Below are 21,430 nucleotides of genomic sequence, written 5' to 3'. Positions count from 1 at the left end.
TCGCAGCCGCTGTAGGGGTTTTACAGAAACGGGCCCGCGACTACAGCGCCACGCCGGGGCTGGTATGATGAAGCCACTCTGCACACCGCTCACGAACACGGTTGGGTAACCGAATCGCATGCCGAACTTCTCGCCGCTCGACCCGCCGCGCCCCCAGGGGCTGCGCGACCTCCTCTACTGGCAGACCCCGGCGGGCAGCGCCACGGCCCTGGCCCTGGCGCATCTCGCCGAAGACGCCCCGCTGCTGGTGATCACCCCCGACACCGCCTCGGCCCAGCGCCTGGAGAGCGACCTGGGCTTCTATGGCCGGATGCCGGTGATGCCCTTCCCCGACTGGGAGACGCTGCCCTACGACAGCTTCTCGCCGCACCAGGACATCGTCTCCTCCCGGCTGCGCACCCTGCGTCGCCTGCAGGACGGCGAGCATGGCATCGTGCTGGTGGCCATCAACACCCTGATGCAGCGCCTGCCGCCGGTGGACTACATCGCCGGTCGCGTCATGACGCTGGAGGCGGGTCAGACGCTGGATCGCGAGGGCTTCCGCAGCGCCCTCTCCCGCGCCGGCTACCGCGCCGTGGAGACGGTCTTCGAACCCGGCGAGTATGCCCTGCGCGGCGCGCTGATCGACCTCTTTCCCATGGGCGCCGAATCGCCGCTGCGCATCGACCTGTTCGATGACGAGATCGACACCCTGCGCCACTTCGATCCGGATACCCAGCGCAGCGCCGACCGAGTGGAGCGCGTCGAGCTGCTGCCGGCCCACGAGTACTCGCTGTCGCGCTCGGCCATCGCCTGCTTCCGCGAGGGATTCGAGACGCTGTTCGACGTCGACCCGCGCCAGTGCCCGCTCTACGTGGACGCCCTCAAGGGCATCCCCTCCCCCGGCCTCGAGCAGTACCTGCCGCTGTTCTTCGACGAGACGGCGACCCTGTTCGAGCACCTGGCCGAGGGCACCCGGGTGGCCATGCTGCCCGGCGTGTTCGAGGCGGCCGAGCACCACTGGGCGGCCATCGAGAGCCGCTTCGACAACCTCGGCGTCGACCCGACCCGCCCGCTGCTGCCGCCCCACCGGGCGTTCGTGCCGGTGGCCGAGGTCTTCGGCGGCATCAAGCGCCACCCCCGGGTGGCCCTGATCGAGGAGGCCGAGCATCGCCATGCCGTGACGCCCGCCAGCCAGGCCCCGCCGACGGTGACGGTCAACGCCCGGGCCAAGCAGCCGCTGGCCGCTCTCGAGAGCTTCCTCGACGATCACCCCGCCACGCGCGTGCTGTTCGTGGCCGAGTCGCGGGGCCGGCGCGAGGCCCTGGAGGAGACCCTGGCGCCGCTGGGCCTCGCCCTGCCCCACGTCGACGACTTCGCCGCCTTTCTCGCGAGCGAGGGGCGCCTGGCCATCACCGAGGGCGAGATCGATGCCGGCCTGTGGCTGACCGACCCGGACCTCGCGGTGATCAGCGAGACCGAACTCTTCGGCGAGGTGGTCCGCCAGAGCCGGCGTCGCGAGAAGGCCACCGACGATGGCGAGCTGGCGATCCGCCACCTCTCGGAGCTGCGCCCGGGGGCGCCGGTCGTTCACCAGGCCCATGGCGTGGGCCGCTATCGCGGCCTCGAGACCCTGGAGGCCGGCGGCCAGGCCGCCGAGTTCGTGACCCTGGAGTACGCCGAGGGCGCCCGGCTCTACGTGCCGGTGGACAGCCTGCACCTGATCTCCCGCTATGCCGGCGCCGACGACGAACTCGCCCCCCTGCACCGGCTGGGCTCGGACCAGTGGGAGAAGGCCCGTCGCCGCGCCGCCGAGAAGATTCGCGACACGGCCGCCGAGCTGCTCGACATCTACGCCCGCCGCGAGGCGCGGGAGGGCTTCGCCTGCCCGCCGCCCGACGAGGAGTACGCCCGCTTCGCCGCCAGCTTCCCCTTCGAGGAGACCCCCGACCAGCGCGCCGCCATCCAGGCCGTGATCGGCGACCTGACCGCCCCGCGCCCCATGGACCGGGTGGTCTGCGGCGACGTCGGCTTCGGCAAGACCGAGGTCGCCATGCGGGCCGCCTTCCTCTCGGTCCACGCCGGGCGCCAGGTGGTGGTGCTGGTGCCCACCACCCTGCTCGCCCGCCAGCACTTCGAGAACTTCCGCGACCGCTTCGCCGATACCGCGGTGAACATCGAGCTAATCTCGCGCTTCACCGCCGGCAAGGGCCAAGCCGCTGCCCTGAAGCGCATCGAGGAGGGCCAGGCGGACATCGTCATCGGCACCCACAAGCTGCTCTCCAGGAGCACCAAGCTGCCCAAGATGGGCCTGCTGATCATCGACGAGGAGCACCGCTTCGGGGTCGCCCAGAAGGAGCGCCTCAAGAGCCTGCGCAGCGAGGTGGACATCCTGACCATGACCGCCACGCCGATCCCGCGCACGCTCAACATGGCGATGAGCGGTATCCGCGATCTGTCGATCATCGCCACCCCGCCGGCCCGGCGCCTCTCGGTGAAGACCTTCGTCCAGCAGCGCGACGAGGCGGTGATCAAGGAGGCGATCCTGCGCGAGATCCTCCGCGGCGGCCAGGTCTACTTCCTGCACAACGAGGTCAAGACCATCGAGACCGCCGCCGAGCGGGTCCGCGAGCTGGTGCCCGAGGCACGGGTCGGCGTCGCCCATGGCCAGCTGCCGGAGCGCTCGCTGGAGCGGATCATGTCGGACTTTTACCACAAGCGCTTCAACGTGCTGGTCTGCTCGACCATCATCGAGACCGGCATCGACGTGCCCAGTGCCAACACCATCGTCATCGAACGCGCGGACAAGTTCGGCCTGGCCCAGCTCCACCAGCTGCGCGGGCGCGTCGGGCGCAGCCACCACCAGGCCTACGCCTACCTGCTCGCCCCGCCGCCGCGGGTCATGAGCAAGGATGCCGTCAAGCGGCTGGAGGCCATCGCCGGGGCCGAGGACCTGGGCGCCGGCTTCACCCTGGCCAGCCACGACATGGAGATCCGCGGGGCCGGTGAGCTGCTCGGCGAGGAGCAGAGCGGGCAGATGGAGGCCGTCGGCTACGGGCTCTACATGCAGATGCTCGACCGCGCGGTGAAGGCGATCCGCGAGGGACGCACCCCCAACATCGAGGCCCCGCTGGATCAGGGCGTGGAGGTCAGCCTCAACCTGCCGGCACTGATCCCCGACGACTACCTCCACGACGTCCAGCAGCGCCTGGTGATGTACAAGCGCATCGCCAGCGCCGCCGACGAGGCGGAGCTCAAGGAGCTGCAGGTGGAGATGATCGACCGCTTCGGCCTGCTGCCGGCGCCGGTCAAGACCCTGCTGCGCCAGACCCGCCTGCGCCAGCGCGCCGAACGCCTGGGCATCGCGCGCCTGGAAGCGGGCCCCGAGAAGGGCCGGGTGATCTTCTCCGGCCAGACCGCCGTCGATCCGCTGGTGCTGGTCCAGCTGATCCAGCAGGCCCCCGACCGCTACCGCCTCGACGGCGCCGACACCCTGCGATTCGAGGCGAGCATGGAGCAGGAGGAGGCCCGCTTCGACGCGGTGGAGCGGCTCCTCGAGACCCTCAATCGCAAGGCCGAAGCGGCCTGATCGACGAGACCGCGGGGGATCAGCCAATGCCGATCCACCCGCCCCACCTGGCAGAAACCGGTCGCGGCGGGCGATACTATAGGGTCAAGGCGCCCAGGACGGGCCCATCGCAGCCCCCGACGACCGGTAACCACGAGACATGACTCGATGACGCACTTATCCCCGCTCGGGCTCACGACCCGATTTGCCACCGCACTGGGCCTCGCCGCCGCACTGAGCGCGCCCCTGCAGGCCAGCACCGACGACTGGCCGCGTGGCCACTACCCCCTCCCCGAGGAGGGCGATCTCGTCGGCGAGGTCTACACCGTCGTCAGCAACGGCGAAGACACCCTGATCGACATCGGTCACGAGCACGGCATCGGCTACGAGGAGATGGTCCGCGCCAATCCCGACATCAGCATATGGGCGCCCTTCGAGGGCACCGAAGTGGTGATCCCGGGAAGCTTCATCCTCCCCGAAGGCCCCCGCGAAGGCGTGGTGGTCAACGTGGCCGAGATGCGCCTCTACTACTACCCGCCCACGGAAGAGGGCGAGACGCCCCGGGTCGAAACCTATCCCATCGCCGTGGGCCGCATGGACTGGAAGACGCCGCTGGGCAAGACCCGGATCACCGAGAAGGTCAAGAACCCGGCCTGGTATCCGCCGGCGTCGATCCGCCGCGAGCATGCGGAGGCCGGCGACCCTCTCCCCAGCGTGGTGCCACCGGGCCCTGACAACCCGATGGGCACGCGCAAGATGCGCCTCGGCATCCCCGGCTACCTGATCCACGGCACCAACAAGCCCGAGGGCGTGGGCATGCGCGTCACCCACGGCTGCATCCGCATGCTGCCGGAGGACATCGAGGCCCTCTTCCCGCGCCTGCCGGTGGGCACCCAGGTCACGCTGATCAACGAGACCATCAAGTTCGGCTGGGCCGACGGCGTCCTGCACGTCCAGGCCTACCCCTACCTCGATGAAGAGGACGGCACCACCATTCAGCACGTTACCGAGGCACTCTCCCAGGTCGATACGGCGACCAGCGGCCTGGACTACCCGGTGGATTATGCCCGCCTGCGCGAGGTCGTGGAGGTGCCGCGCGGCATGCCGGTGCCCCTGGAGGTCGAGGCCGCTGAGCCGGCTCCCGAGACGCTCTGGGATCGCCTGGAACTGATCGCCGCCGAGACCGCCACCCGCGAGCGCCAGACAGAAGAAGGCTGACCTCGCCTGGCCGGCAGGGTGCATCCTGCCGGCCAATGACCGATGGCGCCTCCATGCGCGCCATCATCTCAAGATGGCCTGCCCCCTCCTCTCTCCGCTTGTCACGCTCCGCACCGACGATCCCCGCGCCCGACCGTGCCAGAAACGACAGAGGCCTCGCCATGATGGCGAGGCCTCTGTCTGATGGTTCTGCTACCGCCCTACCGGGCGGTGGAGAACGATCACTTGCGCATGGAGCTCTCGAACATGCGGTTCATCTCTTCGCGGTTCTGCTGAGACATCTGCAGGGCCGCCTGAGCATCGCGCTGAGCCTGGTTGGCGGTGTTCTGCGCCTGGGTGGCGATGCTACGAGCTTCGGCAGCGTCGGCCTGGGCAGACTCGGCGGTCATGCGGACTTCTTCCAGTGCGCCGGTAGAGGCACAACCAGCCAGCACGGCCAGCGATGCAGCAGCGGCGGTCAGCTTCAGGGTAGTCTTCAGAGTCATGGTGTTCTCCTTGAGTCTTCCTTGGTACTGCGTTGATGTTGCCTGAGAATCAGGCTTCCTGCAGATGCAGGACTTCATGCAGCGACTTCTGCTGCGAAGCACGGGGATTCAAACGCTGTTCTAAAGTACGTCACGGAGTACGTCACGGCGCTTATCCTTAGCTTAGAACGCCCCTTGCGCATGTAAAGACTAGCGGATCACGACGCGTGTGCCAATGTCGATAAGCGACGACAAGCGCTCTACCTGAGGGTCCGTGACCGCCACGCAGCCATCGGTCCAGTGGAAGCGCCGATGAATGGAGAGATCTCCTTCGCCGAGTCCGTGAATACCGATGAAGCCTCCGAGGACCGTGTCCTGGGGCGGGTAGCCATGACGACGGTAGTAGGAGAAGTAGTCGTCGTAGTCCTGCTGACTATAGACCCCGGACTCCAACGCCATGCGAGCATGGGTCGGGGTGGGATAATCCAGGCCGATGAAGATATGAAACCTGCTCTGCCGGTTGAAGCGATTGACACGGAACTCCCCCAGCGGGGTGGCCCGATCGCCTTGCCGACGCTGGGGCTTGGCCCCTCCGCGCCCCAGCGATGCCCGATCGAAACCCTCAAGGAGCCGGTTGCCCTCATAGACCTTGAGATTTGCCTCGCTGTCATCGACCAGTACCCAGCGCTCGCCAGCGTGGCGAGGCACGGTAGCCTGGGAGAGCAGTTCATCCATCTGGCTGGCCGAGGCGGACATGCCGAGCAGCAGCAGGGGGGAACCCAGCGCCAGCAAACCGAAGCGGCGGCGAGAGAGGTGATTCATCGGGAAGTCATCTCTGGGACGTGGTGAAATAAAGCGCATCGCTAGGCTCGACGTTATACCGCATTGCGCCGGCGCTGTCAGTCGCTGCGGCGAGGCGAGGCACAGCCGGAGGGTCGGCCTCGACCACTCAGCTGGGCAGGATCGCCCCCATGCGAAATATCTCGCGCAGGCTGGTGATGCCGGCCGCCGCCTTCGCCAGGCCATCGGCGAGCATCAGCGTCTCGCCACGCTCCAGCAAGGCACGTCGCAAGACGGCGTCATCGGCGTGCTTGAGCAGCAGGGCGTGATCCTGGGGCGTCGGCTGCCAGATCTCGAACACGCCGGTGCGCTCCCGGTAGCCCAGGCCGTCACATCGCTCACACCCCACCGGCACCCAGGCCTCATGCGGGGCCGAGAGCCCCACCGCCTCGAGCCATTCGACCTCCTGCGGCTCGGTAGGATGCTTCTCCCGGCAGTGCTCGCAGAGGCGACGGACCAGTCGCTGGGCGATCACCAGGCCCAGGCTGGCGCTGATCTCGGCATCCACCAAGCCCAGCTGTCGCAAAGCGGAGACAGCTCCCACGGCATCGCGGCTGTGCAGGGTCCCCATCAGCGAGCGGCCGCTGCCGGCCACGCTGACCGCGGCGGCCGCGGATCCGGGATCACGGATCTCACCGATCAGCACGTAATCGGGATCCAGGCGCAGCAAAGAGCGGGTACCGGTAGCGAAATCCAGGCCGTTATCGGCATCCACCTGGATCTGGTTGATCCCGGGAATGGCGTACTCCACGGGGTCCTCCAGGGTCACCACATGGCTATCGCCGAGCCGCAGCTGATGAAGCAGGGTGTAGAGGGTCGTGGTCTTGCCGGCACCGGTCGGCCCGGCCACCAGCAGCATGCCACCGGTGGCATCCATCCAGCGACGGATGCCCCGTGAGCCCTGCTCGCCGACCCCCAGATCGAGGGGGTCGTGGAAGGTCCTGGGGGGTGCCAGGAAGCGAATGGCCAGCTTCTCGCCGGCGACGCAGTTCACCGCCGTGATCCTCAGGAAGCTCTCCTGCGCCGCCTCATCCTCGGCGGGCCAACGCAGGCTTCCCTCGCTGGCGACTCGGGAGGGCATCGGGTCGAGGCCGGCCAGCACCTTGAACTGGTTGACCAGGCGCACCCCCTCGCCCCACTCGAGCGTCAGGGCGTCGACGACCCGGCCGTCGATACGCAGGCGCACACGCCACTGATCGCGGGAAGGATCGAGATGAATATCGCTGGCCCGCGCCTGGATGGCGTCCTCGATCAGCAGGTGCGCCGCCAGGGCCTCATCCGCGGGCTCGACGTCCCTGCCGGACTCTCGCTGGGCCTGCAGGCGCGGCAGCAGCTGCGCCCGGGGCGCTGACCGTTCGCTGCCCATCAGCGCGCGCCCTGATCGGCACGCGCCAGCGTCGGAGAGATGGGGAAGATCGTTGTCGGCATCGTCGGCTCCCTAGCTGTGCCACGCCACCTAGTAGTCCTCGAGTCGCTGCATGTCACGGGCCAGGCGTCGCACCTCGGCCTCGTGGCCGCTGGCGAGCGCAGCGAAGAACTCGCGCTCCGCCTCGATGGCGGCCTGCTCGATGCGGTGCGCATAGAGGTCCTGCAGGGTGCGATGCATGGTCAGGGCCGTGGCCAGCACGTCCTGTACGCTGTCGCAGGCCATGCTCTCGGTGAGACGATCGAGGGCCGGCGCATGAGGAAAATCGGCCGGATCGTCGAACCAGGTCTCGAGGACCTTGCGATGGTCGCCGCCCTCCTCGAGATAGCGCGTGAGCTCGGTCTGCATCTTGCGCTCGTGCTCGGCCAGATACTCCAGGGCCATGCGTACCCGATCGCTGACGTCGCCGGCGGCCAGCCGATCGTAACGCTCGGCCAGCCCCCGATGATAGTCGGCCGCCCAGGCAACCAGTTCCTTGACCTGATGAAAGCGCATGAGACGCTCCTCCCGGTGATGCCCCGACGAGGGCGAGTGGATCCTGCCTTCAGCCTAGCCAAGCCACCGGCATTTCGCTTGATGCAGATCATCCGATATGCGCTCGTCGCCGTCGGGAGCCGGCGGCGCCGTCAAGGGCCGCCGGATCCCGAGGATCAGCCGTAGAGGCCCTGACTGCGCAGGTAGTCGTCGTAGCTGCCGCTGAAGTCGGTGATCCCGGTGCCGCTCATGTCGAGGATGCGGGTCGCCAGCGACGAGACGAACTCGCGGTCGTGGCTGACGAAGATCAGCGTGCCCGGATAGTTCTCGAGCGCCAGGTTGAGCGCCTCGATGGACTCCATGTCCAGGTGGTTGGTCGGCTCGTCCATCAGCAGCACGTTGGGCTTGGTCAGCGCCAGCTTGCCGAACAGCATGCGCCCCTGCTCGCCGCCGGAGATCACCTTGACCGACTTGCCGATGTCGTCACTGGAGAACAGCATCCGCCCCAGGGCACCGCGCACCTCCTGTTCGCCGCCCGTGGTCCACTGCGCCATCCACTCGAAGAGGGTGGCGTCATTGGCGAAGTCGTCGGCGTGATCCTGGGCGAAGACGCCGACCTCGGCGCTGTCGGTCCAGCGCACCGCGCCGGCATCGGGGTGCAGCTCGCCGGCCAGGGTCCGCAGCAAGGTGGTCTTGCCGATGCCGTTGGGACCGATGATGGCGATGCGCTCGCCGGCCTCCACGGTCATCGAGAGGCGCTCGAAGAGCGGCGCATCGGCGTCGAAGCCCTTGGTGATCGCCTCGACGTTGACCGCGTTGCGGTGGATCTTCCTGCCCTGCTCGAAGCGGATGAAGGGGCTGACCCGGCTGGAGGGCTTGATGTCCTCGAGCTTGATCTTGTCGATCTGGCGCGCCCGGGAGGTGGCCTGCTTGGCCTTGGAGGCGTTGGCCGAGAAGCGGCTGACGAAGGCCTGCAGCTCGGCGATCTGCGCCTTCTTCTTGGCGTTGTCGGCATGCTGACGCTCACGGGCCGCCGTGGCGGCGGTCATGTAGTCGTCGTAGTTGCCGGGGAACAGCGTCACCTCGCCGTAGTCCAGGTCGGCCATGTGCGTGCAGACGCTGTTCAGGAAGTGGCGGTCGTGGGAGATGATGATCATGGTGCTGTCCCGGGCGGTCAGCATGCCCTCCAGCCAGCGGATCGTGTTGATGTCCAGGTGGTTGGTCGGCTCGTCGAGCAGCAGCACGTCGGGATCGGCGAACAGCGCCTGGGCCAGCAGCACGCGCAGCTTCCAGCCCGGGGCGATCTCGCTCATGGGGCCCGTATGCTGGTGCAGGGGGATGCCCAGGCCCAGCAGCAGCTCGCCGGCCCGGGACTCGGCGGTGTAGCCGTCGAGCTCGGCGAAGCGCACCTCCAGGTCGGCCACGGCCATGCCGTCGTCCTCGCTCATCTCGGGCAGCGAGTAGATGCGCTCGCGTTCGGCCGCGACCTGCCACAGCTCGTCGTTGCCCATGATCACGGTGTCGATGACCCGCTCGTCCTCGAAGGCGAACTGATCCTGGCGCAGCTTGCCGAGCCGGGCGCCGGATTCGACCATCACCTGACCGGAAGACGGCTCCAGATCCCCGCCGAGGATCTTCATGAAGGTGGACTTGCCGCAGCCGTTGGCGCCGATCAGGCCGTAGCGATGGCCGTTACCGAACTTGATGGAGACATTCTCGAAGAGCGGCCGGGCGCCGAACTGCATGGTGATATTGGCGGTGGAGATCAATGAAGCGTCCAGTCAGTGCGTGAAGGGGGCGCGATTGTACCGGTTATCGCCGCCGCTCACATCCTGACCCTCTTGGGGATTACTCCAGGATCCGTCGGCAGGCCCCGGGGTGCCGGACCATCGAAGAGGCGCTGTGAACCCTTTCCTGGGCGCTACCGACGCCATCCATGGCGTAGGACCTCTTCTCCGGCCTGCCCCCGGCTCCCTTGCCATAGTCCATTCCAGGAGGCTTCCCAACTAAAGCAGCAGCTCGCCCTCGATGGGCACGAAGCGGCTCGCCGCGCGGATCAGCGACTCGGCCGTGAGCCGCTCAACGCCGACCACCTCCACCGCCACGCCATGGCGCTCACGCAGCCGCTCGGCCAGCAGGTCGAAGTCGCCGTCACCGGAGACCAGCACCACCCGGTCGACGAGCGGCGCCGCCTCCATGGCGTCCAGGGCGATGCCGACGTCCCAGTCGCCCTTGGCGGAGCCGTCGCTGCGCTGGATGAAGGGCTTGAGCTTCACTGCAAAGCCGATGCCGCGCAGGATGTCCTGGAACTGGCGCTGCTTGGGGTCGCCGCGGTCGATCGCATAGGCGTTGGCCATGACCACCTCGCGGCCGGCGGCGAAGCGGGCCCAGAAGGCGTGGTAGTTGAAATGGCGACCGAAGGCCTGGCGCGTGGTGTAGTAGACGTTCTGCACGTCGACCAGCAGCGCGACGCGCTCCGCCGAGGCCGCCAACGCCGCTACCACTCTTCGCTGGTCTCGCGCAGCGCGGCGATCTCGCGCTTGGCCTCGCGAACGCAGTCGTCGAGCTCCTCACTCAGGGAGGCGGCTCCCCCCACGGCGATCATCCCCGGGTTACTGGGCCGCCGCCGGGCCACGCCATCGGTGCCGTGCAGCGCCTCGAGCCGCGCGAGTAGCCTGGACAGCCAGCTGTCGGGCCGGGCGGCCAGCTCCCGCAGGCGATGCAGCTCGGCGATGCCGGCCCCTTCGGGACCGAGCAGTTCACGCCAGTCGTGGCGCTCGAGGTGGGCATGCTCGGTGACCTCGCGCAGCAGCGACTGCAACGCCAGCTCGAGCAGGGCGAGCCCGCCCTCCTCCGCCGCCATGCGGCGCGCCTGGGCGTGCTCGTCATCGCCTCCGGGCAGCGCGAGCAGCAGCTCGGCCTGGTAAAGCAGCTGGTTGGTCCGGGCTCGCGGGGTCACTTGCGCTTGTCCTCCACGTGCCACTTGCCGCCATCGAAGGTGGCCTTCCAACCGGTGGCCTTGCCGTCCTCATCGGTCATCACGAACTGCTCCTTCGCCTTGCGCGAGAAGCGGATCTGCGCCGGGCGGCCGTCCGGATCCGCGTCGGGCGCCTCGAGCAGATAGCGATACTTCTCGGGCAGCTCCTCGGCGTGGGCCTTGAGCTCGGCGACCAGCGGCGGTCGGGTCTCGCGGTTCTTGGGGAACTTGCTGGCCGCCAGGAAAAGCCCGCTGGCACCGTCGCGCAGCACGTAGTGATCCTCGACCTTCTGGCAGGCGAGCTCCGGCATGGGGATCGGATCCATCTTGGGCGGCGCCACCTCACCGCTTCTGAGCAGCTTGCGGGTGTTCTTGCACTCGCTGTTGGTGCAGCCGAAGTACTTGCCGAAGCGACCGGTCTTCAGCTGCATCTCGCTGCCGCACTTGTCGCACTCGATGGTCGGCCCGTCATAGCCCTTGATGCGGAACTTGCCCTGCTCGATGTCGTAGCCGTCGCAGTCAGGGCTGTTGCCGCAGATGTGCAGCTTGCGCGTCTCGTCGATCAGGTAGCTGTCCATGGCGGTGCCGCACTTCGGGCAGCGGTGCTTGGCGCGCAGCGCGTCGGTCTCGGCGTCCTCGCCGGCATCGGCCGCCACCGCCTCGTCGCCGGGCAGCAGGTCGATGGTGGTCTTGCAGCGCTCCTTGGGCGGCAGGTTGTAGCCGGAGCAGCCCAGGAAGACCCCGGTGGAGGCGGTGCGGATCTGCATCTTGCGCCCGCAGCTCGGGCAGTCGATATCGGTGGGCACCGGCTGGTTGGGGCGCATGCCCTCCTCGCTCTCGGCCACGGCGAGCTCCTTCTGGAACTCGGCGTAGAAGGCATCGAGCAGCTCCTGCCAGTTGCGCTCGCCCTCGGCCACCTCGTCGAGGCTATCCTCCATGCGCGCGGTGAAGGAGTAGTCCATCAGGTCCGGGAAGGACTCCTTGAGCCGCTCGGTCACGATGTCGCCGAGCTTCTCGGCGTAGAAGCGCCGGTTCTCCAGCTTGACGTAGCCGCGGTCCTGGATGGTGGAGATGATGGCGGCGTAGGTCGAGGGCCGGCCGATGCCCTTCTTCTCCAGCTCCTTGACCAGGCTGGCCTCGGTGTAGCGGGCCGGCGGCTTGGTGAAGTGCTGCTGGGGATCGAGGTGCTCGAGGGTCATGGGCGTGCCCTCGGCGAGGTCCGGCAGCGACTGGTCCTCGTCCTTGCGGCCCATCGGCTTCATCACCCGGGTGTAGCCGTCGAACTTCAGCACCCGGCCCTTGGCCTTGAGCTCGAAGCCCTCGACCTCCACGGTCAGGGTGCTGGAGAGGTACTCGGCGGGCGTCATCTGGCAGGCCACGAACTGGCGCCAGATCAGCTCGTAGAGCCGTTCGGCATCGCGCTCCATGCCGGCGAGATCGGTGGCCCGACGGGTGACCTCGGAGGGCCGGATCGCCTCGTGGGCCTCCTGGGCGCCCTCCTTGCTGGAGTAGCGGTTGGGCGCCTCGGGCAGGTAGCGCGCGCCGTACTCCTCATTGATGAACTCGCGCACCCCCTCCACCGCGTCCCGGGAGAGGTTGGTGGAGTCGGTCCGCATATAGGTGATGTAGCCGGCCTCGTAGAGGCGCTGGGCAAGCGTCATGGTCTTCTTCACCGAGAAGCCCAGCCGGCCGCTGGCCGCCTGCTGCAGCGTCGAGGTGATGAAGGGCGCGTTGGGCTTGGAGCGGGTGGGCTTGTCTTCCCGCGCGGTGATCGCAAGGCTCGCCTCGCGGAGTGCCGCGATGCGCTCGAGGGTCTCGGCCTCGGACGTGGGCCGGAAGGCCTTGCCGTCCTGGCGCACCAGCTCGAAACGCACCGGCGCCGCGTCGTCGCCGGCCCCGTCGACATGAGGAACCAGGTCGGCGTGAACGTCCCAGAACTCCTCGGGAATGAAGGCATGGATCTCGCGTTCACGCTCGGCGATCAGCCTCGTCGCGACCGACTGCACGCGCCCGGCGGAGAGGCCGCGGGCGATCTTGGCCCACAACAGGGGCGAGAGCATGAAGCCCACCACCCGGTCGAGGAAGCGACGCGCCTGCTGCGCCTCGACCCGCGGGATGTTCAGGTGGCCGGGATCCTGGAAGGCCTCCTGGATGGCGTTCTTGGTGATCTCGTTGAACACCACGCGCCGATAGCGGGTCTCGTCGCCGCCGATGGTCTCGCGCAGGTGCCAGGCGATGGCCTCCCCCTCGCGGTCCAGATCGGTGGCGAGATAGACCGCATCGGCCTTCTCGGCGAGCTTCTGGAGCTCGGCCACCACCTTCTCCTTGCCCGGCAGGATCTCGTAGTGCGCCTGCCAGCCATGCTCGGGATCGATGCCCATGCGCCGGATCAGCTGATCATGGGCCTTGCGCTTGCGATGCTCCGCCTTCTCCTCCGGCGACATCTTGCGGGTCGCCGCCGCCTGTCGAGCGCGCTCCTTGGGGTCCGATGCCGTCTTGCCCGAGCCGCTGGTCGGCAGGTCACGGATGTGCCCCACGCTCGACTTTACGATGAAGTCGTTGCCGAGATACTTGTTGATCGTCTTCGCCTTGGCCGGCGACTCGACGATGACCAGTGACTTGCCCATAGTGCTCCACTGTGCTGATGGCGCCAGCGTGACGGCTCGCGCCAGACGGTATCGACCCGTCCTGTGCGACGGGTGAAAAATGCGCTTACCCTACCCCAGCGATCGGCTTCACGCCAGTCGCCCCCGGCGGGCGGCTCCTTGAACCTAGACCGCCGAGTCACGTGACGACAAGCCGAGAACGTCCAGGGGCCAACGACAACGCCCCCGCCGTGAGGGCGGGGGCGTGGGTTTCGGAGCGTTGCCGCGCGGCCCAGCCGGCGGCGTCGCTCAGGTCTTGCCGATCACTGCTTGCGGGTCACTTCTTGCCAGAGTTGCGCGGCGTGCGACGCCGCGGCGTGGCCCGGCTCGCCGGCTTGCGCTTGACGCCGGCAGAGGCCGGCTGAGTCGCCGGTTCGGAGGACGGTTCCGCGGCCGGGGTGGCCGCCTTCGGCGCCTCGACGTCCTGGGCCTTGGCGTCCTGTACCTCGACGTCCGGGGCCTTGGCGTCCTGGGCCGCATCGGCGTCCTGAACGGCGGCGCTCTGCGCCTGCGGCGCGGCAACGGCCCGGCTCGACTCGGCGACGGGCATCGTCTCCATCAGGCTTTCCACCTCGCGGCGGGCGAGCTCTCCGGCCACGGCCTCGCGGGCGATGCTCGCCTCGGCGTCGCGACGCGCCTCCTGCTCGTCCTCGGGGGCGTGATCGATGGCCTGGTGGAACAGCGCCTTGATGCGCTCGAACCGCTCTGCCGCATGCTCGCTGAGCTCGCCACTGGCCGCCAGCACGTGCTCGATATGCGCGAGGTGGGCGTCGATCTGCTGGGCCGTCTGCCCCTTCAGCAGGGTCGGGATCGCCTCGAGTGCCGCCTCATGGTCCTGCTGGAGGGTGAAGAACTGCTCGCGCACCAGGTGCTTGAAGTCGGCCAGCTCCGCCCCCGGCTCGAGCTCGGCACGCGAGGCCCGCAGCCGCTTGAAGTTGCGCTCGTCGGTGGCCGGGGCGCCCCCCAGCACATGGATCACCGAGCGCATGACCGCCTCGTGGCTGCCGCCGTCGGTGATCGCATGATGGACCTCCTCGCGGCGGCGCTCGATGAAGCGGCGATGCTCCGGCTCGGCGCCCGGGCGACGGCGGTGCACGTGGGCGTCACCGCCCAGCCCCACCATGGCCTGCAGGATCGGCTGGCCGTAGAGGTCCAGGAAGAAGCGCTCGCTGGCGCTGTCGCGCAGGTCGCGCCAGGCGTTCAGGCCGCGCGTGACCTGGTCGGAGAGGATGCCCTCCACGGCCCGGAAGACGTTGTCCTCGTGCACCGGCTGGCGATCGGCACGCACCTTGTCGGCCAGCACCGGTACGGCGTTCATCAAGGGGTTGCGGTCGGAGAGCAGGCGATAGCCCAGGCGATTGGGGTGCATGCGACGCATCCACTTGGCCGACTCGGGCGTTGCCATCGCCTGCACCCAGGGCTGCACGAAGAGCCGGTAGAGGCCGAGGTTGATCTCGGAGATCCGCGCCACGGCGGCGAAGCGGGTATCGTCCTCGGGGCGATGCTTGACCTCCCGGTCGAGCTCCTCGATGGTGCGCGGCGTGAACTCGAGCAGGTAGTCGCGCTCGATCAGCTCGGCATCCTCCCGCTCGGCGGCGGTCGAGACCGTGGTCTCGTAGAGGCCGGGCGGCAGGACGTCGATGTAGTCCATGTTGGCGGTGAACTCGGCGTGCTCCTTGCGGGACACGCTGCCGGACACGAAGATCCCCAGGTGCCCGGTGGTGTCATGCACGCAGTAGACGATGGTCTGCTCGTTGGCGATCACGTCCTCGACCCCCTCGTAGAGGTCGCGCACCCAGCCGAGCGCCTGGGGCGGCGGGGTGATGTCGTCGCCGCGCGAGCAGAACACCACCACCGGCGAGCGCACGTTGCGCAGGTCGATGCGCCGCCCGTCGGAGGTCACCAGCTGGGCGGTGGAGAGGCGATTGCCGATGAAGAGGTTGTCGACGATGTACTGGATCTCGTCGCCGCCAAGCACCACGTGGCCGCCCCACCAGCGCTCGAACTCCAGGTAGCGATCGGCCTCGGTGTCGACCTGGGAGTAGAGCCGGTACTGCTTGCTCCACCAGGTGTTGGCCGGGTTCAGGCGCTCGAAGTTCTGCACCAGCCAGGCGCCGTCGAAGAGCCCGGCGCCCAGATCACTGAACAGCGAGGTCATCCAGCTGCCGCCGGTCAGGCCACCGGTGTAGCGCATCGGGGCGCCGCCCCGCTCGCCGGCCCAGTAGGAGAGCGGCGAGCCGGCGATCAGCAGCGGACCGAACAGCTCGGGCTCCAGGGCCGCGGCCATCATGATCTGCCAGCCGGCCTGGCAGTTGCCGACCACCATGGGCTTCTCGGAGGTCTCGGGGTGGCGCTCGATGACGTGGCGCAGGAAGGCGACCTCGGCCTCGACCACGTCCTCGACGGTCTGGCCCGGCACCGGATAGGGCAGAAAGCCGATGAAATAGCAGGGATGCCCGGCGCGCAGGGCGACGCCGATCTCGCTGTCGGGCTTGAAGCCGCCGATGCCCGGGCCGTGGCCGGCGCGGGGATCGACCACCACGAAGGGGCGCATCTGCAGGTCGGTCTCGACGCCCTCGGGCGGCTGGATGCGCAGCAGTTCGTAGTTGACCGGGCGATCGAGCTCGCGACCGTCCATCAGCACTTCGGCCTCGAAGCCCAGCACGTTGGGCTTGGTCTTCTCGATGTGCTCGAGGTACTGGTTGCCCCGCCGGCGCATGACGTCCATAAAGAGTACGCTGCGCTCCAGGCTGTCTCGCCAGTAGTTGCAGGCCGCGCGTCCGAAACCGAACGGATCCATGAAGGGCAGCGCCTCGGCTGCCGGAGTCGGTATCAGGGGGTTCATTATCAGCTCCAGGGTTGCTCGGTGCTCCCGTGCCGAAGGCCCTCGGCACCGATGCATGAAAACGGGCTTTGCTGCATTGCAATATAGCGCATGACACCGGACGCTGCGAGGGCCTTGTGGTTGACCAGGGCCAGACCCGAAGCAGTCATGGTGCCCATGCCGGGCATGGCCGACGGTGTTCGAGCGGTGCTAGCATGGCGCCAGACTCCCAGAGACCCCCGGCATGGCGCCGGCGGACAGACCGACATGAACACACCCAAGCTGCTCAACCGCCTGACCTTTCGCCAGCTCCAGGTGTTCCGTGCCGTCTATGACCAGCACTCCTATTCCCGAGCGGCCGAGGCGCTGGGACTGACCCAGCCCGCCGTGAGCGCCCAGATCCGCCAGCTCGAGCAGGCCCTCGGCCAGCCGCTCTTCAAGTACGCCGGGCGCACCCTGCACCTGCTGCCCGCCGCCGATGCACTGGCCGCCTCGACCCGCTCGATCTTCGGGCAGGTCTCGCGCCTGCAGATGACGCTCTCCGACATGGCCGGCACGCTGAACGGCGAGCTCAACCTCGCCGCGGTCTCCACCGCCCAGTACGTGGTGCCCCACCTGCTGGCCCGCTTTCGCGCTCACTACCCCGATATCGTGGTGCGCCTGCGCGTCTGCAGCCGGCGCCAGGCGCTGGAGCGCCTCGCCGAGCGGCGCGACGACCTGGTGATCATGGCCCGGGTCCCCGAGGGCGACGAGCTGACGTTCATGCCGATCCTCGAGAGCGAGCTGGTGCCTGTGGTCTGGCCGGGGCACCCCCTGCTGGAGGCCGAACACCCTACCCTCGAGGATTTCGCGCGCCACTACGTGCTGATGCGCGAGCCCGGCTCCGGGGTGCGCAGCGCCTTCGAGGAGCAGGCGGCCGAACAGGACGTATGGCTCCCCCATGCCATCGAGCTGGGCTCCAACGAGGCGGTCAAGCACGGGGTGATGGCGCAGCTGGGGGTGGCCGTGCTGCCCCGCCTCGCCGTGCGCCTGGAGATCGAGGCGGGGCTGCTCGTGCCCCTGACCCTGCCCGGCTTCCCGCTGCGCCACGCCTGGTGCACGGTGCACCCCCGGGATCACTTCCCGACCCCGGTCACCGAGCTGTTCCTGCGCTTCGTGCGCGAACACCTCGCCGAGCTCCACGAGCACTTCGCCGCGCCCCCGACCCCGTTGCCGAGCCACGGCGTCGACTGCCTGCCAATGACCACCTACTGAGCGCTCGCGCTTGACCGCCACCCCTTGACCGAGCCCGCGCCGGCGAGGACGCACGGCCCGCCCGCTGTCCAGAAAGGTGACGGCTGTGGTAGGTTATGGGCCTTGAATTCTCGTATCATTCGACGTGCCAGGCTGACTGGAACCCCCGATCGACGCGCCCCCGTGCGCCGTCCCGGTGAGACAGCCGGCGAGCAGAGAGGCTCACAGCTATGAGCGACACCCCCTCCCCACGCGTCTCCAGCGGCGAAAAGTATCGCAACGACCATGGCACGGCCGCCATCAAGGACGGCATGAAGGTGCGTCGCGAGGTCGAGGACGGCGGCGTCAGCGGGCGCAAGCCGAGCTGGCTGCGCGCCCAGATTCCCGGTGGCGAACGCTTCGAGGCGGTCAAGAAGAACGTCGCCACCCACCGGCTCAGCACCGTGTGCGCCGAGTCGCACTGCCCCAACCAGGGCGAGTGCTGGAGCAACGGCACGGCGACCATCATGCTGATGGGCTCGGTGTGTACCCGCGCCTGCCGCTTCTGTGCCGTGGACACCGGCAACCCCAGGGGCTGGCTGGACGCCGAGGAGCCGGAAAACACCGCGCGCTCCGTGGAGCTGATGGGGCTGCGCTACATCGTGCTGACCTCGGTGGATCGGGACGACCTGCCCGACGGCGGCGCGACCCACTACGCCGACTGCATCCGCGCCATCAAGGCGCGCACTCCCGAGGTGGTCGTCGAGGCGCTGACGCCTGACTTCGACGCCGAGCCCGCGGCGATCGAGCGGGTGGTCGATTCCGGCCTCGAGGTCTTCGCCCAGAACGTCGAGACCGTCGAACGGCTGACCTCGCGGGTGCGTGACCCGCGCGCCGGCTACCGCAAGACCCTGGACGTGCTGGCCCACGCCAAGCGCCACCGCCCCGGCGTCATCACCAAGACCAGCCTGATGCTGGGCCTCGGTGAGACCGACGAGGAGATCCTGGCGACCTTCGATGACCTGCGCGAGATCGGCGTCGATATCGTCACCCTGGGTCAGTACCTGCGTCCCACCCGCAACCACCTGCCGGTGGAGCGCTGGGTCACCCCGGAGGAGTTCGACCGCTACCGCGTGCTGGGCCTGGAGAAGGGCTTCATGGAGGTGCCGTCCGGCCCGCTGGTGCGCTCCAGCTACCGGGCCGATCGGGTGTTCGAGAAGAACAACCTCGGCCTGGCCGCCCCCGCCGAGGTGCCGGGCCAGGCGCCGGACCCGAACCGCATCGACGCCGTCAACGTCGGCTGAGCGTCGACGCTGCCCTCGCACAGGGGCCCCCACCGCGCGGCGGTGGGGGCCCCTGTGGTTGGTGACGGCGGTTCAAGTACAAGATAGCGGCAGGTCGGCCAGGTGCGGCCGGCTAGGCGATGGCGGGGGGCCGCGCGTCGTCCTCGGCGAGCTCGCGGCCGAGCTCACGCGCCAGGCAGCGCGCCAGCGCCATGCCGACCGCCGCCGCCGGGGGACAGTCGTCGACCAGGTCGGCCAGTCGCGTCATGGCCATGCCGGCGTAGCCGCAGGGATTGATCCGCGCGAAGGGCGAGAGATCGCCGTCGACGTTGAGCGCCACCCCGTGGAAGCTCGCCCCGCGGCGGATCCTGAGCCCCAGGGAGGCGATCTTGGCCTCCCCCACGTAGACGCCGGGGGCATCGGGCCGGGCGTGAGCCGTCACGCCATGCTCGTCCAGCAGCGCGATCACCGCCTGCTCCAGGGCGGTGACCAGTTCACGCACGCCGAGACGTGCACGTCGCACGTCGAGCAGCGGATAGAGCACCACCTGGCCGGGGCCGTGGTAGGTCACCTGGCCGCCACGATCGGTGGCGACCACCGGGATGTCACCCGGCATCAGCAGGTGTTCGGGCTTGCCGGCCTGGCCCTGGGTGAACACCGGGTCGTGCTCGACCAGCCAGAACTGGTCCGGCGTCTCGGCGTCACGCTCGTCGGTCAGGCTGCGCATGGCCTGCCAGACGGGGCCATAGGGCCGTCTGCCCAGGCGGTGCAGAGCGATCGGCGCCGTGCTGTCAGCTGCCATCACACCACCATGTGCACACGGCCGGTGGCCTTCAGCTCGTCGAACAGCGCCTTGAGCTGCACCTCGCCCGTGGCGCGCAGTGTCAGGCGCACCGACTGGAAACGGCCGTTGCGGCTCGGCACCACCTGAATGCCGGCGGCCTCGAAGCTCGGGTCATGGCGGTGGACGATCTGACAGACCGTCGCCGCGAAGTCGTCGGCGGCATCGCCGACGACCTTGATGGGATAGTCGCAGGGGAAGGTGATCTTCGGCGGCGCATCGCCCGACCGGGGCGCGGGCTTGCGAAGGTCGCGCAGGGAGTTGTCGCTCATGATCGCGTCCGGATGGAGGGTATGGGCCTATTCTACGCAACGCGGCGGCGGCGACCAACCGGACACGTCCCTGGCGCTCGCCCTCGGCAACGCCGGGGCCAGAAACGCAACGGGCCGGCCCGAGGGGCCGACCCGTGGTACCTCGCCGCGGTAGCGAGAACGTCAGCGGGCGATGCTCGCCCGCTGGCTCAGTCGAACCAGCCGCGGGTCAGGTTGGTGAAGAAACGCTGCACCTGATCGATCAGGCGCTTGAAGAAGCCGCCCTCCTCGATGCTCTCGAGGGCGACCAGCGGACGCTCGCCGACCACTTCCTCGCCCTGGCGCACCTCCATGGTGCCCACCCGGTCGCCGGCGGCGATCGGCGCGGTCAGATCGGCCTGGATGTCGAGCTTGGCGGTGAGCTCGTCATCGCGCGCCCGCGGCACGGTCATGACCACGCCGCTGTCGACGCCGACGCGCAGCTCGTTCTTGTCGCCGCCCCAGACGCGCGGCGTATTGAGCACGGCGCCGGCGTCGTAGAGCTTCATCGTCTCGTAGTAGCGAAAGCCGTAGCTCAAGAGCTTCTGGGACTCCTGGGCCCGCGCCTCCTCGGAGGCCGTGCCCATCACCACCGAGATGAGCCGCATGTCGTCACGCTCGGCGGAGGCGACCAGGCAGTAGCCCGCCTCTTCGGTCCAGCCGGTCTTCAGACCGTCGACGCTGGCGTCGCGCCACAGCAGGCGGTTGCGGTTGGGCTGCTCGATGCCGCCGTAGTTGAACTGCTTCTGGCGATACATCCGGTAGTGCTCCGGATAATCGTTGATGATGTGCTGGGAGAGCAGCGCCAGGTCGTGAGCCGAGGAGTAGTGGTTCTCGTCGGGCAGGCCCGTGGGGTTGACGAAGTTGGTGTCGTGCATGCCCAGGCGGGTCGCGTGCTGGTTCATCAGGTCGGCGAAGGGACGCTCGCCGCCGGCCAGGTACTCGGCCATGGCCACGCTGGCGTCGTTGCCGGAGACGATGACGATGCCGTGCAGCAACTCGCTGACCGGCACCTGCTCGCCGACCTCGATGAACATCTTCGAGCCGCCCGTGCGCCAGGCCTTCTCGCTGACCGGCACCAGCCCATCCGGGCTGATGTTGCCCTGATTGAGCTCGCGCTCCACCAGGTAGGCGGTCATCAGCTTGGTCAGGCTGGCCGGCGGCAGGCGCTCGCGGGAGTTGTGCTCGGCCAGCACCCGACCGCTGTCGGCATCCATCAGGATCCATGAGCTGGCGGCCAGCTGCGGCGGCGAGGGAATCATCGACTGCGGCTTGGGCACCGACTGGGCCACGGCCTGTGACGTGACCAGCAGCAGGCTGACCAGCAGCACCGGCAGGAGCCGGTGACGACGAAGGAAAAGCGTGAATCTCATGGCAAGGGTTCTCATC

General features: G+C 68.6%; 16 protein-coding genes. 4 read left to right on the top strand and 12 right to left on the bottom strand.

Features of this window, described 5'->3' with window-relative positions:
* The first annotated feature begins 118 nt into the window (after positions 1 to 118).
* Together mfd and ACGTNG_RS05525 are read left to right on the top strand one after the other, a co-directional pair.
* Positions 119 to 3,568: a transcription-repair coupling factor gene (gene mfd, locus ACGTNG_RS05530; protein ID WP_394575970.1), complete on the top strand. Its 3,450-nt coding sequence runs from the start codon at positions 119 to 121 to the stop codon at positions 3,566 to 3,568.
* A gap of 147 nt (positions 3,569 to 3,715) precedes the next feature.
* A complete protein-coding gene (locus tag ACGTNG_RS05525) occupies positions 3,716 to 4,765 on the top strand; it encodes a L,D-transpeptidase family protein (protein ID WP_394575969.1) in 1,050 nt (349 codons plus the stop codon).
* A gap of 221 nt (positions 4,766 to 4,986) precedes the next feature.
* On the opposite strand, the gene ACGTNG_RS05520 is transcribed toward ACGTNG_RS05525, so the two are convergent.
* From ACGTNG_RS05520 to ACGTNG_RS05480, 9 genes are all read right to left on the bottom strand, one after another.
* Positions 4,987 to 5,250 (bottom strand): Lpp/OprI family alanine-zipper lipoprotein, encoded by a 264-nt coding sequence (locus tag ACGTNG_RS05520; protein WP_394575968.1) that lies wholly within the window; start codon positions 5,248 to 5,250, stop codon positions 4,987 to 4,989.
* Positions 5,251 to 5,439: 189 nt separating this feature from the next.
* Positions 5,440 to 6,051 (bottom strand): L,D-transpeptidase family protein, encoded by a 612-nt coding sequence (locus ACGTNG_RS05515; protein WP_394575967.1) that lies wholly within the window; start codon positions 6,049 to 6,051, stop codon positions 5,440 to 5,442.
* A gap of 127 nt (positions 6,052 to 6,178) precedes the next feature.
* Positions 6,179 to 7,435: a GspE/PulE family protein gene (locus ACGTNG_RS05510; protein ID WP_394575965.1), complete on the bottom strand. Its 1,257-nt coding sequence runs from the start codon at positions 7,433 to 7,435 to the stop codon at positions 6,179 to 6,181.
* A gap of 90 nt (positions 7,436 to 7,525) precedes the next feature.
* Positions 7,526 to 7,990 (bottom strand): 2-hydroxyacyl-CoA dehydratase, encoded by a 465-nt coding sequence (locus ACGTNG_RS05505; protein WP_394575964.1) that lies wholly within the window; start codon positions 7,988 to 7,990, stop codon positions 7,526 to 7,528.
* Between the two features lie 155 nt (positions 7,991 to 8,145).
* The gene (locus tag ACGTNG_RS05500) at positions 8,146 to 9,738 is read right to left on the bottom strand and encodes an ABC-F family ATPase (protein WP_394575963.1); all 1,593 of its coding nucleotides are present in this window, start codon (positions 9,736 to 9,738) and stop codon (positions 8,146 to 8,148) included.
* Between the two features lie 237 nt (positions 9,739 to 9,975).
* Complete coding sequence (locus ACGTNG_RS05495; protein ID WP_394575962.1) at positions 9,976 to 10,473, bottom strand: LabA-like NYN domain-containing protein; 498 nt, start codon at positions 10,471 to 10,473, stop codon at positions 9,976 to 9,978.
* Positions 10,467 to 10,928 carry a DUF6586 family protein gene (locus tag ACGTNG_RS05490; RefSeq protein WP_394575961.1) on the bottom strand — a complete coding sequence of 154 codons (462 nt, stop codon included), beginning with the start codon at positions 10,926 to 10,928 and terminating at the stop codon, positions 10,467 to 10,469. The genes ACGTNG_RS05495 and ACGTNG_RS05490 overlap by 7 nt, the downstream gene beginning before the upstream one ends.
* Positions 10,925 to 13,573: a type I DNA topoisomerase gene (gene topA / locus ACGTNG_RS05485; RefSeq protein WP_394575960.1), complete on the bottom strand. Its 2,649-nt coding sequence runs from the start codon at positions 13,571 to 13,573 to the stop codon at positions 10,925 to 10,927. Before topA ends, ACGTNG_RS05490 begins: the two co-directional genes overlap by 4 nt.
* 295 nt (positions 13,574 to 13,868) lie before the next feature.
* Positions 13,869 to 16,436: a DUF3141 domain-containing protein gene (locus ACGTNG_RS05480; protein WP_394575959.1), complete on the bottom strand. Its 2,568-nt coding sequence runs from the start codon at positions 16,434 to 16,436 to the stop codon at positions 13,869 to 13,871.
* A 246-nt stretch (positions 16,437 to 16,682) separates the two neighbouring features.
* Here ACGTNG_RS05480 and ACGTNG_RS05475 point away from each other — a divergent pair, with 246 nt between their 5' ends.
* Positions 16,683 to 17,669, top strand: a complete 987-nt coding sequence (locus tag ACGTNG_RS05475; protein WP_394575957.1) for a LysR family transcriptional regulator — start codon at positions 16,683 to 16,685, stop codon at positions 17,667 to 17,669.
* 209 nt (positions 17,670 to 17,878) lie between these two features.
* Positions 17,879 to 18,931 (top strand): lipoyl synthase, encoded by a 1,053-nt coding sequence (gene lipA / locus ACGTNG_RS05470; protein ID WP_394575956.1) that lies wholly within the window; start codon positions 17,879 to 17,881, stop codon positions 18,929 to 18,931.
* Between the two features lie 112 nt (positions 18,932 to 19,043).
* On the opposite strand, the gene lipB is transcribed toward lipA, so the two are convergent.
* The 3 genes from lipB to ACGTNG_RS05455 form a co-directional block, all read right to left on the bottom strand.
* Positions 19,044 to 19,712 carry a lipoyl(octanoyl) transferase LipB gene (gene lipB / locus ACGTNG_RS05465; RefSeq protein ID WP_394575955.1) on the bottom strand — a complete coding sequence of 223 codons (669 nt, stop codon included), beginning with the start codon at positions 19,710 to 19,712 and terminating at the stop codon, positions 19,044 to 19,046.
* Positions 19,712 to 20,023 (bottom strand): HP0495 family protein, encoded by a 312-nt coding sequence (locus tag ACGTNG_RS05460; RefSeq protein ID WP_394575954.1) that lies wholly within the window; start codon positions 20,021 to 20,023, stop codon positions 19,712 to 19,714. The genes lipB and ACGTNG_RS05460 overlap by 1 nt, the downstream gene beginning before the upstream one ends.
* A gap of 188 nt (positions 20,024 to 20,211) precedes the next feature.
* A complete protein-coding gene (locus ACGTNG_RS05455; protein ID WP_394575953.1) occupies positions 20,212 to 21,414 on the bottom strand; it encodes a D-alanyl-D-alanine carboxypeptidase family protein in 1,203 nt (400 codons plus the stop codon).
* Positions 21,415 to 21,430: the final 16 nt, after the last annotated feature.

Source organism: Halomonas sp. B23F22_3 (assembly GCF_043496965.1).
In the GTDB taxonomy this organism is placed as follows: Bacteria; Pseudomonadota; Gammaproteobacteria; order Pseudomonadales; family Halomonadaceae; genus Halomonas.
The sequence above is the reverse complement of the archived record's forward strand: the minus strand, read 5'-3'. Positions and strand labels throughout refer to the sequence as shown.

Coding starts and splice junctions, on each gene's coding strand:
- topA (WP_394575960.1), bottom strand. CDS start 13,573: ATGGGCAAGTCACTGGTCATCGTCGAGTCGCCGGCCAAGGCGAAGACG.
- ACGTNG_RS05510 (WP_394575965.1), bottom strand. CDS start 7,435: ATGGGCAGCGAACGGTCAGCGCCCCGGGCGCAGCTGCTGCCGCGCCTG.
- ACGTNG_RS05515 (WP_394575967.1), bottom strand. CDS start 6,051: ATGAATCACCTCTCTCGCCGCCGCTTCGGTTTGCTGGCGCTGGGTTCC.
- ACGTNG_RS05455 (WP_394575953.1), bottom strand. CDS start 21,414: ATGAGATTCACGCTTTTCCTTCGTCGTCACCGGCTCCTGCCGGTGCTG.
- lipB (WP_394575955.1), bottom strand. CDS start 19,712: ATGGCAGCTGACAGCACGGCGCCGATCGCTCTGCACCGCCTGGGCAGA.
- ACGTNG_RS05520 (WP_394575968.1), bottom strand. CDS start 5,250: ATGACTCTGAAGACTACCCTGAAGCTGACCGCCGCTGCTGCATCGCTG.
- ACGTNG_RS05460 (WP_394575954.1), bottom strand. CDS start 20,023: ATGAGCGACAACTCCCTGCGCGACCTTCGCAAGCCCGCGCCCCGGTCG.
- mfd (WP_394575970.1), top strand. CDS start 119: ATGCCGAACTTCTCGCCGCTCGACCCGCCGCGCCCCCAGGGGCTGCGC.
- lipA (WP_394575956.1), top strand. CDS start 17,879: ATGAGCGACACCCCCTCCCCACGCGTCTCCAGCGGCGAAAAGTATCGC.
- ACGTNG_RS05480 (WP_394575959.1), bottom strand. CDS start 16,436: ATGAACCCCCTGATACCGACTCCGGCAGCCGAGGCGCTGCCCTTCATG.
- ACGTNG_RS05475 (WP_394575957.1), top strand. CDS start 16,683: ATGAACACACCCAAGCTGCTCAACCGCCTGACCTTTCGCCAGCTCCAG.
- ACGTNG_RS05525 (WP_394575969.1), top strand. CDS start 3,716: ATGACGCACTTATCCCCGCTCGGGCTCACGACCCGATTTGCCACCGCA.
- ACGTNG_RS05505 (WP_394575964.1), bottom strand. CDS start 7,990: ATGCGCTTTCATCAGGTCAAGGAACTGGTTGCCTGGGCGGCCGACTAT.